Source organism: Actinoplanes sp. NPDC026670 (genome assembly GCF_040638175.1).
GTDB lineage: Bacteria > Actinomycetota > Actinomycetes > Mycobacteriales > Micromonosporaceae > Actinoplanes.
In genome coordinates, this window is the sequence record NZ_JBEZXU010000018.1 from 1 (window position 1) to 16,081 (window position 16,081).

The 16,081-nt window shown below is 69.2% G+C and carries 16 protein-coding genes and 1 pseudogene; 12 read left to right on the forward strand and 5 right to left on the reverse strand.

The features are described from left to right. Positions 1-596 precede the first annotated feature (596 nt). The 4 genes and pseudogenes from AB0E94_RS19100 (at position 597) to AB0E94_RS19115 (ending at position 4,192) form a co-directional block, all read left to right on the forward strand. The gene (locus AB0E94_RS19100; protein WP_360327790.1) at positions 597-1,904 is read left to right on the forward strand and encodes a radical SAM protein; all 1,308 of its coding nucleotides are present in this window, start codon (positions 597-599) and stop codon (positions 1,902-1,904) included. Next, positions 1,901-3,205, forward strand: a complete 1,305-nt coding sequence (locus AB0E94_RS19105; protein WP_360327793.1) for a M20/M25/M40 family metallo-hydrolase — start codon at positions 1,901-1,903, stop codon at positions 3,203-3,205. The genes AB0E94_RS19100 and AB0E94_RS19105 overlap by 4 nt, the downstream gene beginning before the upstream one ends. A gap of 448 nt (positions 3,206-3,653) precedes the next feature. Continuing rightward, positions 3,654-3,950 (forward strand): annotated as a pseudogene (locus tag AB0E94_RS19110) (thioredoxin reductase); the annotation flags it as partial. Between the two features lie 74 nt (positions 3,951-4,024). Next, entirely contained in the window at positions 4,025-4,192 is a 168-nt protein-coding gene (locus tag AB0E94_RS19115) for a hypothetical protein (protein WP_360327795.1), read from the forward strand. Here the strand turns inward: AB0E94_RS19115 and AB0E94_RS19120 are convergent. Then, positions 4,154-4,561 carry a VOC family protein gene (locus AB0E94_RS19120; RefSeq protein WP_360327798.1) on the reverse strand — a complete coding sequence of 136 codons (408 nt, stop codon included), beginning with the start codon at positions 4,559-4,561 and terminating at the stop codon, positions 4,154-4,156. The two genes, AB0E94_RS19115 and AB0E94_RS19120, sit on opposite strands and share 39 nt — an antisense overlap. Before the next feature lie 66 nt (positions 4,562-4,627). Between AB0E94_RS19120 and AB0E94_RS19125 the strand changes: the two genes are divergently transcribed. Further along, positions 4,628-5,497 (forward strand): hypothetical protein, encoded by an 870-nt coding sequence (locus AB0E94_RS19125; protein WP_360327801.1) that lies wholly within the window; start codon positions 4,628-4,630, stop codon positions 5,495-5,497. On the opposite strand, the gene AB0E94_RS19130 is transcribed toward AB0E94_RS19125, so the two are convergent. After that, the gene (locus AB0E94_RS19130) at positions 5,485-6,075 is read right to left on the reverse strand and encodes a hypothetical protein (RefSeq protein ID WP_360327804.1); all 591 of its coding nucleotides are present in this window, start codon (positions 6,073-6,075) and stop codon (positions 5,485-5,487) included. The genes AB0E94_RS19125 and AB0E94_RS19130 overlap by 13 nt on opposite strands. A 24-nt stretch (positions 6,076-6,099) precedes the next feature. Here AB0E94_RS19130 and AB0E94_RS19135 point away from each other — a divergent pair, with 24 nt between their 5' ends. The 4 genes from AB0E94_RS19135 to AB0E94_RS19150 all read left to right on the forward strand — a co-directional run bounded on the left by AB0E94_RS19135 (position 6,100) and on the right by AB0E94_RS19150 (position 11,905). Then, the gene (locus AB0E94_RS19135) at positions 6,100-6,747 is read left to right on the forward strand and encodes a DUF998 domain-containing protein (protein ID WP_360327806.1); all 648 of its coding nucleotides are present in this window, start codon (positions 6,100-6,102) and stop codon (positions 6,745-6,747) included. Between the two features lie 60 nt (positions 6,748-6,807). Further along, the gene (locus AB0E94_RS19140; RefSeq protein ID WP_360327809.1) at positions 6,808-8,487 is read left to right on the forward strand and encodes a S8 family serine peptidase; all 1,680 of its coding nucleotides are present in this window, start codon (positions 6,808-6,810) and stop codon (positions 8,485-8,487) included. A 445-nt stretch (positions 8,488-8,932) separates the two neighbouring features. Next, positions 8,933-10,564: a protein kinase gene (locus AB0E94_RS19145; RefSeq protein WP_360327812.1), complete on the forward strand. Its 1,632-nt coding sequence runs from the start codon at positions 8,933-8,935 to the stop codon at positions 10,562-10,564. A gap of 60 nt (positions 10,565-10,624) precedes the next feature. Continuing rightward, positions 10,625-11,905 carry an alpha/beta hydrolase gene (locus AB0E94_RS19150; protein ID WP_360327815.1) on the forward strand — a complete coding sequence of 427 codons (1,281 nt, stop codon included), beginning with the start codon at positions 10,625-10,627 and terminating at the stop codon, positions 11,903-11,905. A gap of 42 nt (positions 11,906-11,947) precedes the next feature. Here the strand turns inward: AB0E94_RS19150 and AB0E94_RS19155 are convergent, their stop codons facing one another. Together AB0E94_RS19155 and AB0E94_RS19160 are read right to left on the reverse strand one after the other, a co-directional pair. Then, positions 11,948-12,616: an HAD hydrolase-like protein gene (locus tag AB0E94_RS19155; protein ID WP_360327818.1), complete on the reverse strand. Its 669-nt coding sequence runs from the start codon at positions 12,614-12,616 to the stop codon at positions 11,948-11,950. A 44-nt stretch (positions 12,617-12,660) separates the two neighbouring features. Beyond that, a complete protein-coding gene (locus AB0E94_RS19160) occupies positions 12,661-13,035 on the reverse strand; it encodes a PH domain-containing protein (protein WP_317796567.1) in 375 nt (124 codons plus the stop codon). A 74-nt stretch (positions 13,036-13,109) separates the two neighbouring features. On the opposite strand from AB0E94_RS19160, the gene AB0E94_RS19165 reads away from it, so the two are divergent. Together AB0E94_RS19165 and AB0E94_RS19170 are read left to right on the forward strand one after the other, a co-directional pair. After that, on the forward strand, positions 13,110-13,565 hold the full coding sequence (locus tag AB0E94_RS19165) for a MarR family transcriptional regulator (RefSeq protein WP_360327821.1): 456 nt from the start codon (positions 13,110-13,112) through the stop codon (positions 13,563-13,565). A 44-nt stretch (positions 13,566-13,609) separates the two neighbouring features. Continuing rightward, a complete protein-coding gene (locus AB0E94_RS19170) occupies positions 13,610-14,386 on the forward strand; it encodes a metalloregulator ArsR/SmtB family transcription factor (protein WP_360327823.1) in 777 nt (258 codons plus the stop codon). A 37-nt stretch (positions 14,387-14,423) separates the two neighbouring features. Here the strand turns inward: AB0E94_RS19170 and AB0E94_RS19175 are convergent, their stop codons facing one another. Further along, the gene (locus AB0E94_RS19175) at positions 14,424-15,308 is read right to left on the reverse strand and encodes an AraC family transcriptional regulator (protein ID WP_360327825.1); all 885 of its coding nucleotides are present in this window, start codon (positions 15,306-15,308) and stop codon (positions 14,424-14,426) included. Positions 15,309-15,401: 93 nt separating this feature from the next. Here AB0E94_RS19175 and AB0E94_RS19180 point away from each other — a divergent pair, with 93 nt between their 5' ends. Beyond that, complete coding sequence (locus tag AB0E94_RS19180; protein ID WP_360327828.1) at positions 15,402-16,037, forward strand: class I SAM-dependent methyltransferase; 636 nt, start codon at positions 15,402-15,404, stop codon at positions 16,035-16,037. Positions 16,038-16,081 lie beyond the last annotated feature (44 nt).

The following is a 16,081-nucleotide window of genomic DNA, read 5'->3' on the forward strand; positions in this document are numbered from 1 at the left end:
GCCGAGATCACCCGCAACCTAAAACGCTACATAACCCGCCAAATCTGGCGCATCCTCGAAGCCACCGCTTGACAAAAACCTTCACAGATCTTGCAAGGTTCTTCACGTCTGGGTGTGGTTTGTCGTGCAAGGTCTACTGCGCTGGGGAGACCTTGCAGCTTTCTTCGTGCTGGGGTGTGGAAAGGGCTGCAAGATCGGCGCGCGCGTGAAAACTCGTGCAAGATCCGCGGGCGAACAACGACAGCAGCCCACGATCAGTCAATGTGCGCGCCAATCGACATGGCCGCCCAACGCGACCCGCAGCGGCCGGATGCGTGGAGGGCCACGGCTGCGTGGAGGGCCGGCCACGCGGAGGGCGGATACGCCCGTGAGGCGCCTTTCGGTCCGGTGTTGCGGGTGGGTCGCGGTGGTGGGCCGGGGCGGTGTGGTGCGGTTGTCGGTGGATGTGGCGCGTACAAGATCAATTGAAACGATCGTGAGCTGCCCGGAAGCGGTGACCATGGCGTTGACCTGGGGTTTGGTGATCTGTGACACGGGTGCCTGGCTCCGGGTGTAAGGAGCTGGGCGTGCTACGGTCCGGTTGGGAGGACGCCACAATGCAGACGCGTACGGATCTCATCGAAGATCTGATGGGACGGTTCCCGCACATCCCCCGCGAGGCGGTGATCAAGGAAGACCTGCTGCGGGGCGGGCTGGCGTTCGACGACTCGGCGCTCACCGACAACGAGAGCGGTGACGTCAAGCCGAAATCGTATTTCATCTTCTCGTTCGACCACCGGACTCTGCCTGAGCTTGGTGAGGCGGCGCTGCGGCGGCCGCCGGAGGAGATCGTGCTCACCGGCGGGCCTTACGGGCTGCGGCGCACTGTCGTGTCGGTGCGGGTCAACCCGTCGTCGCCCTACCGGGTGAAGCCGTCCGACGACGGCCGGCTGATGCTCTTCCTCGACGACAAGCCGATCGCCGATGTCGGGCTGCCGCCGATGCCCGACTACTACCGGCACACGCTGGAGAGCGGCAAACAGATCATGGAGGTGGCGCCCACCATTCAGTGGGGCTATCTGATCTACCTGACCGTGTTCCGGGTCTGTCAGTATTTCGGCGCCAAAGAGGAATGCCAGTACTGCGACATCAACCACAACTGGCGTCAGCACAAGGCGGCCGGGCGGCCCTACACCGGTGTGAAACCGGTCGACGAGGTGCTCGAAGCGCTCGCGATCATCGACAAATACGACACCGCGAAAGCGTCGCACGCCTACACGCTGACCGGCGGCAGCATCACCAGCAAGGTCGACGGGCTGGCCGAGGCCGACTTCTACGGGCGTTACGCGCAGGCCATCGAGGAGCGGTTCCCCGGCCGGTGGATCGGCAAGGTGGTCGCGCAGGCCCTGCCCCGGGAGGATGTGCAGCGGTTCTACGACTACGGCATCCGCATCTACCACCCCAACTTCGAGGTGTGGGACAAGCGGTTGTTCGAGCTGCACTGCCCGGGCAAGGAGCGTTATGTCGGCCGGGCCGAGTGGCACCGCCGCATTCTCGAGTCAGCCGAGGTGTTCGGGCCCCGAAATGTGATTCCGAACTTCGTGGCCGGCATCGAGATGGCCGAGCCGTTCGGTTTCCGCACCGTCGACGAGGCGATCGAGTCGACCACCGAGGGCCTGCAATATTTCATGTCCCGGGGCATTCTGCCGCGCTTCACCACCTGGTGCCCGGAGCCGACGACCCCGCTCGGCCGGACCAACCCGGAGGGCGCTCCCCTGGAGTACCACATCCGGCTCCTGGAGGCGTACCGCGCGACGATGGAGTCCAACGGACTGAGCAGTCCGCCCGGTTACGGCCCGCCCGGCGCCGGTAACGCGGTCTTCTCGGTGAGCTCGTTCATGGATACTCTGCCGGCCGCTGAATGATCGAGGCGTTCCGCGATCTGCTCCGCATTCCGACGGTTTCCACGAGGGATGCCGCTGCCTGGGATCATGCCGCCTTCGACGCTTTTCTGGAGGCGTTGAAGGGGCATTTCCCACGGCTGCACGAATTGCCGCTGACCCGGGTCGGCCGGCACGGTCTGCTGTTCCACTGGGCCGGCGTGTCGAGTGCGAAACCGATCGTGCTGATGGCCCACAGCGACGTCGTGCCGGTTGAGGGGGAGTGGACGCATCCGCCGTTCGACGCGGTCGTCGAGGACGGGATCATCTGGGGCCGCGGCACCCTCGACTGCAAGGGCAGCCTCGTCGCGATCTGCCAGGCCGTCGAGAACCTGCTCACCGCCGGGCACGTCCCCGCGCAGGACGTGTGGCTGTCGTTCGGCTGTGACGAGGAGGTCGCCGGTGACGCGGCGCCGCTCGCCGTCGAGGAGCTGCGGCGGCGCGGCGTGACCCCGTGGTTCGTGCTCGACGAGGGCGGCGCGGTCGCCTACGACGCGTTCCCCGGCGTGGCGAAACCGATCGCGGTCATCGGCGTCACCGAGAAGGGCATCACCTCCCTCGAGCTGCGCGTCGACGGCCGCGGCGGGCACGCGTCCACCCCGGCCCCGCTCGGCCCGACCGCGCGTCTCGCGCGGGCCATCACCCGCCTCGACCGGTCGCCGATGCGGGCATCGGCGCCTGATGCCACCGTCGAACTCTTCCGGCGGGCGGCCCCACACGCCAAACCCCCTATGCGGTACGCGTTGACGACCGCCGTCCGTAGCCGCGCCCTGCTGACCCGGCTGCTGCTGGCGGCCGGCCCCGAGGCGGCGGCGATGGCCCGCAGCACCTTCGCGGTGACCACGCTCAGCGGTTCCCCGGCGATGAACGTGGTCGCCGCGACCGCCACCGCCGGGGTGAACATCCGCATCCTGGTCGGCGACACGATGGCCGGGGTGATCAGGCACGTCCGCCGGGTGATCAAGGACCCGCAGGTGCGGATCACCGTGATCGACGAGGGTGAGCCGTCCCCGTCTTCTCCGCTGGACGACGCGTTCGACCTGATCGCCGACGTCACCTCGGCGCACTTCCCGGAGGCGCTGACCTCGCCGTACGTGATGATGGCGGCGACCGACGCCCGCCACTTCACGAAGATCAGCGAGCGGGTCTACCGGTTCACCCCGTTCGAGATGACCAAGCAGCAGCGCGAGTCGATCCACACCAACGACGAGCACATCACCGTCGACGCGTACCTGAAGGGCGTCGCCTGGTACGGCGCCCTCATCCAGCGCCTGCCCACCGGCTAGGAAGCTCGACCATCCGCGATCTTGTGGAATTCGGGCACGCTCGTCTCGCCCTCGGCCTTCGCCATCTTGGGCAGCGACTTTTGCAGGTCAGGGCCGCAGCCGAAGTGAATCTTGCATTCGCCCTGGTCAGCGTTATCCTCAGCGAACTCCGCGAGATCACCGTGAGGTCTGATGACCTTGGACGGCCCGCCCAGGAGTGATGCCGGGAGCGGATCGCCGAGAGCGGGTCCGCCGGCCGCAGCGATGGTCAGCGCACACGTTCGCCGATCGTGTGCTTCTGCTTCGCTCTGACGGGAAGGGGAGCACACGTTGTGCTGTATGCGTGCGCCTGCCGTCGTTGCGGCGGGGGTGGAATCGCACATTGCCGCATTGTGTGTGCTGGTCGTCGCAGGCCGGCCGACCGCGCCGGCCGAACACCGGCGACCGCGTCTGGCCGCGCGGTGGCGACCTCCCGGACATCCCCGGCCTCGCCGAACGCTGGGGCCGCGACGTGCTGCACTGCCCGTACTGCCACGGCTATGAGGTCCGGGACCGCCCTCTCGGAGTGCTTGGCGGCAGTCCCGAAACCGTGGCGCACGCCCTGCTGATCAGGCAGTGGTCGGACGATGTGACCCTCTTCTCGAACGGCTATGAATCGACCGACGGCGAACGGCAGCGCCTCGCCGCCCGTGGTGTCCGCGTCGTCGACGGGGCTGTGACCAGGATCGTTGTCGACGGCGACCGGCTGGTCGGCATCGAACTGTCGCCACCCTCGCCAACACTCACTGACCAGGAGAAATCGCCATGCCGAATAAATCGAGCCGCCATCAGATGGCCGTCATGATCTGGCTCGCCGTCTCTCCGGCCCTGATCGTCCTGCAACTGCTGCGGGACGTCCCGATGGTGGTCCGGACCCTGGTGACCGCCACGATCGCGGTGCCGATCGTCGTCTACGGCCTGCTGCCGCTGCTACAGCGCCTCCGCGCCCGGCTGGTGGCTTCTTCGTAGCGCCACCGGGTTCTGCACCAGTTCGAAGACCTTGCCGTCCGGCGCGCGGAAGTGCTGCCACCGGTAGCCGCCACCGCCGTCCTCGACCGGCCCGATCAGCTCGATCCCGGCCTCCCGGAGTTCGGCGGCGGCCGCGGCGACGTCGTCGACCAACAGCCCGGCCACCACCTTCTCACGGGCGAACTGCTCCGGCGGATCGTCCGCGCCGGCCCCGAAGATCTCCACCTTGCCACCGTCGGGCAGCCCGAACACGGCGAACTCGCCCCGCTCCCCGTCCAGCCGCAACCCGGCCGTCTCGGCGAAGAAGTCCCGCATCGCCCGATACGAATCGGTCTTCACCCCGACCCACGAAATCCCGTAGACGCGCATCCCGACAGCTTCCGACCTGAAGTCCGGTTCAGGTCAACCCGCGTCCGGGCGGGTAATCTCTCCCTGGTGAGAAGTCGTAGGTTCGCGCTGGTCCGGGCGGATCTGTTGGATGCGGTCTGCCCCCTGCCGGATGATCTGGCCGCGACGGTCGCCGGCCGTGAGTCGGTCACCGTCGTGCTGGAGCACCGGGAATTCGGGGTGACTCCGGGCCGGGCGTCCGTCGAGTCGGCGCCCGCACACGATCCGGGCCTGCACCTGACCGGGATCGCCTGGCCGCCCGACGTGCGGCCGGGTGTGCTGGTCACCGTGGCCTGGCGGCCTTCCGAGGAGTATGTGCTGGTCAAGACCACGCCGCTGGATGAGCCGTTGCGGGTCGACGGCGTCGACTACTTCCACGACTACGACCCGAGGGTGATCACCCGCGAGTTCGATCCGGGGGTCTCCAACCGGGGGCAGGTGCTGAAAGCGGTTCGCCGGCTGGGCCGGGTCTTCGACGACGGCTCGGCGGTCTTCCCGGAGGCGGAGCTGCCCGCCCACTGCGGGCTGGGCCGCGGTAAGAAGGGCACGTTCCTGCTGCGCAACGCCGTTGACCAACTGCTGCGCGAGGGCTACGTCACCCGGGTCACCGGCAGCACCGGGCCGGACGGGGAGCTCAACTATCCGGCCGTCGACGGCGAGGATCCGATCGACCTGCTGTTCTACGCCCCGCTCGTGGAGGAGGCGCCGCTACCCGGCGAGGGCGGCGGCGACGGTCACGGCGAGGCCGGCGATCGCCGTGACCACTGGGTGAACGGGTTCGTCCGCCGTCTGCCGGCCGGCGCCCACGCGTCGAAGAAACAGCAGAGCCTGCATCAGAAGGCGCTGGAGAAGGAGCAGATAGACGGCTTCACGCTGGAGCCGGGCTACACCTTCGTCAAACGCCATCACCGGGGGTAATCGATCTCCGTGATGTCGTCGTCCAGGTATTCGACCGTCACGGCCGGGTTGAGCCGTCGCACGAGCTTGTCGGTGAGCGGCCGCAACCCGAAGACCTCGGTGACCGCCGCCAGGTCGACGTCCTCCTCGTAGTAGTCCTCGGCGAACTCCTGGTACGCCTCCGGGCTGCCGTCGACCAGCATCTCGAACAGCCACGACACGTCGTCGAGCCCGCGCCCGTGCCACTGGTTGCCGCCCGTCTCCCGCCACAGGCAGATGTTGGCGAACGCCGGCTCACCGATCTGGCCCGCGAACACCGCCGGCACGTCGTCGAACAGTCCGGGCGCCGGTTTCGCCTCGTGGTCGAGCCCACGGATCCAGACGCCGGCGGGGGAGAACACGATCGAGTACTCGTCGCCCGACCCGTTCCGCATCGACGCCAGGTGCTCGCCGCGCTCGACGTTCCACCGGGAGTCGTACGAGTAGTACCGGCTCTCCCAGTCGGGACTGATGATCGCCTCGCACATGGCCAGCGCCTGCGACCGCCGCCGCAGCTCGTCGACACCCGGCAGGGACTGCACGATCTCAAGAACACTCACAGGAAGATCCTGCACCCTTGGCGGATGAAAGCCCTCGCCGGCCTCGGTGTCCTCGCTGTCCTCGCCTCCCTCGGCCTGTACGCGTCGTTGCACGTGCTGCCACCCTCGGCCGAGCTGGACTGGACCCGCCGCACCATCAGCCAGTACGCGTTGATGCCGGACGGCTGGGTGTTCGACGCCGCGACCCTGCTCCTGGCGGCCGGTTCGGCGGCGATCCTGGCCGCCCTGCACCGGGCCGGCCGGCTTTCCCGGGCCGCGCTGACGGTGCTCGCCCTGTGGGTGGTCGGCCTGGTCGGGGTGGTCTGGTTCGAGAAACACAACTGGCAGGCCGGGCCGTCGTCGAGCGGCGCCGTGCACCGGGTGGCGAGTGTGGTCGCGTTCCTGAGCCTGCCGATCGGCGCGCTGCTGGCCGCGGGGCGGAAAACCGGGCCGGCCCGCCTGGTGGCCGCCGGTGGGCTGGTGTCGCTGCTCTGCTTCACGCCGATCCTGTGGGCGGTGCTGGCCGAGCCGTGGACCGGGGAGCGCTGGTGGCGGGCCATTCCGCTGGGCACCGTGGAGCGGCTGCTCGGCCTGGCCGAGGTGATCACCGTCCTGTTGCTGGCCTGGTGGGCGTTCCGCACCGAGAGGATCCCCGGGAAGATTCGGGACCACGTGCCGGTAATGTCCGACTGATACCTGACGGCAACCGATCCGCACGGCTGTTGCACTCAGGCCTCCGTAATTTTCCGAACCATGCGGTATCGAACTCTGACGGTCGCGGCGGCTCTGACCGCGGCCTCCCTGACCGGCGTCACCCCCGCCGAAGCGGCCGCGACCAGCACGACCGTGACCATCGGCCTGCGGACCGGGGCGTCCGCCGCCGCCACGGTCGCGGCCCTCGACGCGGACCCGGCGGTCCGTGTCCTGGCCAGCGATGCCGCTCCACAGCTCGGCGCGGTCACGGTGACCGTCACCGGAGATGTGGCCACGGCACTGGCCGGCGACCCGGAGGTGACCTATGTGGAACCGGTGCCGGTGGCGCGGGTCACCCGTACCCCCGATGATCCTTTGCAGGATCAGCAGTGGGGCAACCTGGTGACCGAAGGTGATGCGGCCTGGGATGTCACGACCGGGTCGGCCTCGGTGACCGTGGCGGTGCTCGACACCGGCGTCGCGGCGGTGAGCGAACTGGCCGGCCGGGTCCTGCCCGGATACGACTTCGTCAACGACGACGCCGACCCGGCCGACGACAACGGGCACGGCACGATGGTCGCCACGGTGATCGCGGCGGCCGGCGACAACGGCGCCGGCCTGGCCGGGCTCTGCTGGACCTGCCGGATCCTGCCGGTCAAGGTGATGGACGCGAGCGGCTCTGGCGGGCACGACGCCATCGCCAAGGGCATCGTGTATGCCGTCGACCGGGGCGCCGACGTGATCAACATGTCGATCGGCGGGCCGGAGACGTCGCAGATCCTGTCCGACGCGGTCGACTACGCGGCCGCTCACGGGGTGTTCGTGGTCGCGTCGGCCGGCAACGACGGGGTGACCACCCCCTCGTATCCGGCGGCTTTTCCGAGCGTCGTCGCGGTCGCCGGTTCCACCGCGGCCGATGCCCGGCAGGGCTGGTCCAACTACGGTTCCACCTGGGTCGATGTGGCCGCGCCGGGCGCCAACGTGGCCCAGGGCCGGGACGGCGCCTACTACTGGTTCACCGGCACCTCGTCGGCCGCGCCGATGGTCGCCGGGGTGGCCGCGCTCGGCCTTTCGGCGCAGCCGTCGGCGACCGCGACGCAGTTACGGACGGCGATCGAGTCGACCGCGGATCCGGTCGGGGAGTGGGTCGCCAGCGGGCGGGTCAACGCGTCCGGCACGGTGAACGCCCTGCTCCCGCCGGACGTCACCGCGCCCGCGGTCGGTTGGTCGTCACCCTCCGCGAGCAGCACCCCGCGTCGCGGAAAGCTGAGCGTCACCGCCTCCGCCGCCGACGCGTCCGGGATCGCCCGCGTCGAACTGCTCCGGGCCGGCCGCGTCGTCGCCACCGACACGGCGTCACCGTGGACGTTCACCTTCGACAGCGCCGGCCTCAACGGAACACACACGCTGACACTGCGCGCGACGGACCGCGCCGGCAACACCCGAACCGCAAACCGGACATTCGTCTTCGACAACACCGCCCCGACGATCTCCAAGGTCAAGATCACCCGCTCCGGCCGAACCGTGACGATCACCCCGTCGACCCGCGACAACCTCGGCCTGCGCCAGGTCAAGGCGGTGATCACGGCCGGCTCTAAGAAGATCACCCGGACCGCCACGAAGTCCCCGTGGACCCTGAAATGGAAACCCGGCACACGCCGCGGAACCAACCCGGCAACCCTCACCGTCACCGACCGGGCCGGAAACACCAAAACCTACAAAACCAAGATCAAAACCTGATTTCGGTACGGCTACCCGCCCCCACCCACGAGAGAGGCCCGCCCGGCTGTCCCGTCCGCAGCCACGCACCAGCCCTCCCCAGCGTGTCGAGCGCCGCCCGTCACGTCGGCGCTGCACGCCTCTGCGGTGTGGTGGCCCGCGGTTCGGTTCGAGCCGCAGGTGTCCACGCGGGCTGCGCGCCTCTCTGGTGTGGTGACTCGCGGTTCGATTCGAGCCGTTGATGTCCACGCGGGCTGTCCGCCTCTGCGAGCCGGCTGGGGGGTTCGGTGCGGGGGCGCTTCCGCCCGAGAGGCGCCTTGGCGGGCGGGAGGGAATGGTTTCGTCGCGTCGTAGTCCGGGGCGGTCCGGGTCCGGCGGGAGGGGTGGCCGTACCGGATGAGGGTGGTTGGGAATTTGGGTTTGCCGGGGGCTGCGGATGGTCAACATTGGCGGCAGACTGGCGGGGATGAACGATCCCGGTGCAAATGAGAGCGCACGCGAAGGGCTGCTCCTCGGCGGGCGTTATCGGCTTGTGGCACCGGTCGGGGTCGGGGGAATGGCCGTCGTCTGGCAGGCGCACGACGAGGTTCTCGGGCGGGCCGTGGCGGTGAAACTGCTGGCTCCGGCGCAGGCCGGAGATGCGCGGTCCCGGGATCGGATTCGGCGTGAGGCCCGGGCGGCCGCGGCATTGTCGCATCCCAATATCGCCCAGGTTCATGACTACGGGGAGACCGCGCTTTCCGGGCGGGTATTTCCGTATGTGGTGATGGAGCTGGTTCCGGGTGGAACCCTTTCGGCCCGGCTCTCGGCCGGTGCTCTGCCGCCCGCGTTCGCGATGCGGACCGGCGCCGAGATCGCGGCCGCTCTGGCCGCCGCGCATGCCGAGGGCCTGGTGCACCGGGACATCAAGCCGGGCAATGTGATGCTCGCGCCGACCGGGGCGAAGGTCGTCGATTTCGGGATCGCGGCCGCGGTCGCGCCGGACGGGTCCGGGCTGCCGGACGACCCGGATGAGGTGCTCGGCACGCCTGCCTATCTCGCTCCGGAACGGCTTGTCGGCGATTCGGTGGTGCCCGCCTCCGATGTGTATGCGCTCGGGGTCGTGCTTTATCGGATGCTTTCCGGGCGTTCGCCGTGGAGCAGTGAGGACACCCGGCAGATGGTCCGGGCGCACCTTTATGTTCCGCCCGCGCCGCTGCCTTATGTGGCCGGTGTTCCGGAGTATGTGGTGCGTCTCGCCGATCGATGCCTGGCCAAGAATCCGGGGCGGCGGCCCAGCGCCGAGGAGGCGGCTTCGGTTCTCGCTCATGGGGCGGGGATCCGGGTCGTCGCTGATTCGCTGGATTCTGATGGCTTTCGATCCGCCGGTGACGAGCCGGAGTTGACCGTTGTGGTCCGCCGAGGGCCGGTTTCCGAAGTCCCGTCCGCCGTGATTCCGGAAGCGCCCGGTGCCGCGGCCGTGAGTCCGGGTCCGCCCGGTGTCGCGGTCGTGAGCCCGGGAGCGCCCAGTGTCGCGCCGGCCGCTGGCGGGATGGCTTCGCGTCGGCGGACCACCATGATTCGGTGGGTCGCCGCGGTGATCGTCCTGTTCGCAGGGGTCGGCGCGGGTGTCTGGCTGATCGCCGATCGCCCGATCTCGGAGGCCGCCGGCGTCAACGGCCGAGCCGTGGCGGCCTCCTCGGCGCCGGTGCCGCCCGTCCTGCCCGGAGCGACAGCCGAGGCGACGAGCGCTGGTGCGGCGCCGGGGCCGAAGAATGGGCAGCGATCCCGGACGGCGGCGGCCGAACAGGCGCCGTCGCGGCAGCAGATCCCGTCGCCGGGCACCGTGGCGCCGACCGTGACCACCGCGTCGCCGTCGCCGTCGCCCACTGTGGAGCGGACCCTCGCATCGGACGGCGGGACGGTCGTCGCCACCTGCACCGCCCCGGCGACCGCGCGGTTGATCTCGTGGGCGCCGATCCGGCCGTACAAGCTGGAGTCGGTCGACCCGGGCCCGTCGGCTTCGCCCGAGGTCGTGTTCAAGCGCGGCAACGACGTGATCGCCATGACGGTGACGTGTGCCGACGGGATTCCGGCCGCGGATATTGCCCAGTCCTGACCCGGACCGCGATACTTGCACAGACCGTGCAGAAATCACGGCTGTCTATCGGGAGGGTCGATGGGGATTACTCGCCGAAGTCTGATGGTGGCGCCGGCCGGCGTGGCGCTCGCCGCCGGAACGGGTGCACCGGCGCTGGCCGGCCGGGGCCGCCCACCGCGTCCGGTGATCTTCATCCATGGCAGCGCCGGATCGGCCATGCAGTTCCGGGTGCAGGCGAAACGCCTCGCGAGCAACGGATACCCGGCGAAGATCATCGAGGCCCACGAGTACGATTCGCCGAACATCGCCACGATCGTCCAGCAGGTCTGGGCCAGCCTCGACGAGCGGATCACCCGCCTGCTGGCGTCGTCCGGATCTGATCAGGTCGACCTGGCCGCGCACTCGCTCGGCACGTTCGTCACCCAGGGCTACCTCAACAGCTCCCCGGCCCGCGCTGCCCGTGTCGCCCACTACGTCAACCTGGACGGACGCCCCGCCACCGGGCTGCCCGGAGGCGTGCCGACACTGGCCATCTGGGGCGAGGGCGACCCGGCGCGAACGGTCGTGGGCGCGTCCAACGTGTATCAATCCGATCAGTCGCACACGCAGACCGTGTCGTCGGCCGAATCGTTCCGGGAGATCTACCGGTTCCTGCGCGGGCACGAGCCGCACAGCACCGACGTCCGCTGGGCGCCGGTCGCGCACGTGTCCGGCCGGGCCGTGCTGTTTCCCAGCAACAGCGGCGTGATCGAGGCGTCGCTGGAGATCTTCCGGGTCAGCGGCCGGACCGGCCGCCGCCAGGGCCGGCCGATCAGAGCGGCCGTCACCGCGGATGGCGCGTTCGGGCCGGTCCCACTCAAACCTTTCGAGAGGTACGAGTTCGCGCTGCTCCGCGCCGGGCAGTCCACCCACCATTTCTACTTCCAGCCGTTCCAGCGCTCGGACTCGTTCGTGCGACTGCTCACCAGCCGCCCCGGCGAAGGTCTCGGCGGACTGGTCGACACCAGCGACCGGCACACGGCGCTGACGTTCCAGCGGCAGAAGGAGTGGTGGGGCGGCGAGGGCGATCACCTGTGGATCAACGGGCAGGACATCCTGAACCCGGCGACCGCCCCGCACAACCGCCGGGTGATCGGGGTGTTCGCCTTCGACGACGACAGCGACGGGGTGAGCGACCTGACCGCGCCGTTGCCCGAGTTCATCGCGCAGACGTTCATCTCGGGGGTCGATCTGTTCATTCCGGCCGCCGCGAGGGGAACCGTGTCGATCGTGGCGCAGGAACGTGGCGGCGGCCTCACCCGGCTCCCGGTGCCGGCCTGGCCGTCGAGCGAACACCGGGTGAGCGTCGAGTTCGGCTGAGCCCGCCAGGGCGTTTTCGGGTCAGTGCCGGGCGGTTTCGGGTCAGTGCCGGGTTTGGCTGAGGTCTTCCACCACGGCCACCACCTCGGGAAAGGCGGCGACCGACGCGGTCACGTAGCGGCTCTCGAAGTCGTCGGGCTGCCGCACCCCGCTCTGCATGCAGGCGATGAACGCGATGCCCGCCCCGCCGGCCGCGACCGCGTCACCAGGCGAGTCGCCGACGTAGACACACTGCGCCGGCGACAGCCCGGTGTGCGCGAGCAACTCGTCGAAGGCCCGCGGGTCGGGTTTGCCGTGCCGGGTGTTGCCGCGATGCCAGATGCCGCTGATCCGGGTCGCCAGCACATGATCCGGTGCCAGCATGTGCCTGACCTCGTGGCCCTCCCGCGAGGTCAGCAACATCACGCTCCGGCCGGAGAGGACCAGCTCGTCGAGGGCCGCCAGATTCTCCGGCGGGATCACGTCGAGCCGGCCCTGCTCCAGATAGCGGTCCATCATCGTCTGGAACAGCGGCGCGAACACGGCCAGATCGATCCCCGGCGACCGGTGCGGCATGGCCTGGAGGAGCGGCTCACCCCACGTCGCCAGGTGCAGGCGCCGCGGCATCGCCGGCCGGCCCATGGCGGCCAGCACCTCGTTCTCCAGCTCGAACGAGGCTGCCTCGGTCATGCACAGGGTGTCGTCGACGTCGATCACGACTGCCTTGATCATCCCGCGAGGGTACCTTCGGCGCCGCTGCCGGTGCCCGTGGTCGGTCAGAGGATGAAAGCGGCGATCATCTGGCCCAGGGCGCGGATGTCCGAGCTGGACTTGAACTCCAGCCGCACCTTGCCGAGGCCGCTGAAATACAGCTCCAGCTCGGCGTCCCGGTCGAAGTTGCCGGCCGTCTCGATCGAGAAGGCCTGGATCTTGTTGTACGGCAGGGAGGTGAAGTCGACCTTCTTGCCGGTCATCCCCTGCACGTTCACAGCGATCAACCGCTTGTTCGTGAACGCCACGAAGTCGCGGGTCGTCTTGAACGCGTAGATCAGCTGCTCGCCCTGGATGAGTAGCGGCGCGACCTGCGAATACACCGCTCCGGGGTCGACCTGGGTGAGCTTGAATACCGACGGACTCGAAAAATCGATCACGGGACCACGGTAGCCCGCGCCCGCCAGCCGCCGGGCTTGAACTCAAGCCCGGTTGAAGTCCTACCGTTCGCCGCATGACCGATGACCAACTATCCGACGACGAACTGGCCGGGCAGCCGGCCGCTTACTGGACCGGGGTCGCCTATGAAGCGCTGATCGCCTTCACCCGGGCCCGGCAGGCCGAGGCGGGTTTCCGCCAGCCACAGTTCTGGCTGTTGCGCAACCTGTCCCCGAACGACCTCGCCCCGGACCGGGCCGGGCGCACCCTCCCGCAACTCGAAGCGGCGATGAGCAGTTACCTGCGGGCCGAGGACGACCTGGCCACCGAGGCCACCGAACTGGTGCGGCGCGGCTGGCTCATCCGCGACGGCGACCGGCTGTCGATCACCGAGGCGGGCGAGGCGGCCCGTCTGGAGATGAAGAAGGCCGGCCCGGCCATCCGCGCCCGGATCCATGAGGGCATCCCGGACGCTGATTACGTGACGGCCCTCAAGGTGCTGCATCGGATGATCGCGAACGTCGCCGAGTAGTCATGTTTGACATTATGCAGTCTCCGGACTGCATAATGCACGTCATGGATTTGGTCTTCCGGGCACTCGCCGATCCGACCCGCCGCCGGCTGCTCGACCGCCTCCGCCAGGAGAACGGGCTGACCCTGGGCCGGCTCTGCGACAGCCTGGAGATGACCCGGCAGTCCGTCACCCAGCACCTCACCGTGCTGGAGGAGGCAAATCTGATCAGCACCGTCCGGCGCGGGCGGGAGAAGCTGCACTACCTCAATCCGGTCCCGATCCACGACTTGCACATGCGCTGGCTGGCCCCGTTCGAGGAGTCGCGGCTGCGCATCCTCTACGACGTCCGGCGCCATGCGGAGGAGCACAGGGTGAAACCCGATTTCGTGTACGTGACGTACATCCACGCCACCCCCGAGCGGGTCTGGGAGGCGTTGACCTCAGCCGACCTGACCGGGGAGTTCTGGGGGCACAGCAACGTCTCCGACTGGCAACCGGGCTCGCCGTGGGAGCACCAACGGACCGACGGGTCCGGCATCGCCGACGGTGGTGGCGTGGTCCTCGAGTCCGACCCGCCCACCCGGCTCGTCATGACGTTCGGCGAGCCGGGCTCCGGCGCCGGCCCGGACGCGTCGACGGTCACCTTCCTGATCGAGCCGCATCAGGAGATCGTCCGGCTGACCGTCACCCATGTGCGGCTGGCGACCGACGCCGACGTGGAGGCGGTCTCACACGGCTGGCCGGCCGTGATGGCCAATCTCAAGTCGCTGCTGGAGACCGGCCATGTCCTGCCACAGGCCCCATGGGAGATGCACGCCACGCTGCGCGCGGGCGGTTAGCCCGGTGTGCGGGCCGTGGCGCCGCCATCCACAACCGTCAGGCGGGCTCGACCGGCAACCACAGCTCGGTGGTCGCTGTGCTGAAATCGTCGGCCCACTCCAGGATGGTGACGATCGACGGCCCCGGCCGCAGCCGCCACGGGTTGGACGGGAACCATTCGGTCGCCGTCGCCGCCCACGTCGCCTGGAGCACGTCGGGGAAGGGTCCGCTGGCGTGGAACACCGCCCACTTCCCGGCCGGCACCTCGATGGCGTCGAGATCGTCCGGCACCGGCGTCTGCCCGGTGACGGCGACCCCGTGCAGGTAGGTCAGTTCGCTGCCCTCCGGGGCGTCGGGTTCGACACCGTCGGTGACCTGGAGCAGCCCGGCCGGTTCGGTGTCGCTGAGTTCCTTCAGCCGCTGATGCGTCGCCGGTGGCAGCGAGGCGATGTGCTGCTGGATGTGCGGGTTGACGCCTTGGTGGATCAGCGGAACCCTCGCGGCGTGGCCGACAAGCCGGAAAGCGGGCTGTTCGGCGATGCGGGTGTCCATGGGGGTGCTCCCTTCGACGGTCAGGCGGAACCTGAGTTGTGGTTGGGTCCGAAGGGGGCCTCCGTCCCGGCGTACCTCACCGGGTCCGGCGCCGTGCACCGCCCGGAAGGCCCGCCCGAACGCCTCGGTCGAGCCGTACCCGTAGCGGACCGCGATGCTGAGCAGATCGTCCTCACCGCGGACCACGTCGCCGGCGGCCACCGTCATCCGGCGCCGCCTGACGTACTCCGACAGCGGCATGCCGGCCAGCGACGAGAACATCCGCCGCAGGTGGTACTCGGTGGTGCCGAGCGTTTTCGCCACCAGGCCGAGGTCCAGCTCCGCGCCGGAGCCGTCGACGCTGAGGTGCGCCTCGACCATGTCGATGAGCTGGTTGAGTGCCGAGATCATGAGGTCTCCCTTCGGCTTCCACTCTCGTTTGCGGGGCCCGGCCGGCGCCCGATCGTTCTGGCCCGATCCGATCATTCCTGGCAGAGTGTCGAGGTGGATCTGCTCGATGACCAGGCCCTGCACGCCTCGTCGGTGGTCGCCAACAACGCGATGAACCGGGAACGGCAGCTGCACGGGGTCAACAGCTATGCGAAAGTGCTCGGGTTCGACCCGCTGACCAGGGCCGGGACGGCCTGGCTGGACCTGTGCTGCGGCAGCGGGCGAGCCCTGGTCCAGGCTGCTGAGCAGACCACCGGCGTGACGCTGACCGGGGTGGATCTGGTCGACGCGTTCCGGCCCGCCCCGCCCGGTGTGACGCTGGTCGCGGCGCCACTCGAGACCTGGACGCCGGGCCGCGAGTTCGACCTGATCACGTGTGTGCACGGGCTGCACTATGTGGGGGACAAGCTGGGTGTGCTCAGCCGGATCCTGCGATGGCTGACGCCCGGCGGGATGTTCGTCGCAGACCTGGACCTCGCGTCGATCCAGCCGGGCGGGCGACCTCTGGCCGCACTGCTCAGGGCGGCCGGAATCGGGTACGACGCCCGGCGCAAACGGATCACCTGCACCGGGCCACGGGCTCTCGACCTGCCCTACCGGTACCTCGGCGCCGACGACCGGGCCGGGCCCAACTACACCGGCCAACCGGCGGTGACCTCGTACTACGTACGTCAGGAGAAAATCGTTTGACGGCACCGATAATCTGATCCTCCGTGCCTGCGAGGGGGGCTTTC

What these genes read in the sequence shown, in the direction of transcription:
- AB0E94_RS19115 (WP_360327795.1), top strand. Translation starts at nt 4,025, where the DNA reads ATGATCTGGCTCGCCGTCTCTCCGGCCCTGATCGTCCTGCAACTGCTG.
- AB0E94_RS19100 (WP_360327790.1), top strand. Translation starts at nt 597, where the DNA reads ATGCAGACGCGTACGGATCTCATCGAAGATCTGATGGGACGGTTCCCG.
- AB0E94_RS19170 (WP_360327823.1), top strand. Translation starts at nt 13,610, where the DNA reads ATGGATTTGGTCTTCCGGGCACTCGCCGATCCGACCCGCCGCCGGCTG.
- AB0E94_RS19165 (WP_360327821.1), top strand. Translation starts at nt 13,110, where the DNA reads ATGACCGATGACCAACTATCCGACGACGAACTGGCCGGGCAGCCGGCC.
- AB0E94_RS19150 (WP_360327815.1), top strand. Translation starts at nt 10,625, where the DNA reads ATGGGGATTACTCGCCGAAGTCTGATGGTGGCGCCGGCCGGCGTGGCG.
- AB0E94_RS19135 (WP_360327806.1), top strand. Translation starts at nt 6,100, where the DNA reads ATGAAAGCCCTCGCCGGCCTCGGTGTCCTCGCTGTCCTCGCCTCCCTC.
- AB0E94_RS19155 (WP_360327818.1), bottom strand. Translation starts at nt 12,616, where the DNA reads ATGATCAAGGCAGTCGTGATCGACGTCGACGACACCCTGTGCATGACC.
- AB0E94_RS19145 (WP_360327812.1), top strand. Translation starts at nt 8,933, where the DNA reads ATGAACGATCCCGGTGCAAATGAGAGCGCACGCGAAGGGCTGCTCCTC.
- AB0E94_RS19140 (WP_360327809.1), top strand. Translation starts at nt 6,808, where the DNA reads ATGCGGTATCGAACTCTGACGGTCGCGGCGGCTCTGACCGCGGCCTCC.
- AB0E94_RS19105 (WP_360327793.1), top strand. Translation starts at nt 1,901, where the DNA reads ATGATCGAGGCGTTCCGCGATCTGCTCCGCATTCCGACGGTTTCCACG.
- AB0E94_RS19175 (WP_360327825.1), bottom strand. Translation starts at nt 15,308, where the DNA reads ATGATCTCGGCACTCAACCAGCTCATCGACATGGTCGAGGCGCACCTC.
- AB0E94_RS19120 (WP_360327798.1), bottom strand. Translation starts at nt 4,561, where the DNA reads ATGCGCGTCTACGGGATTTCGTGGGTCGGGGTGAAGACCGATTCGTAT.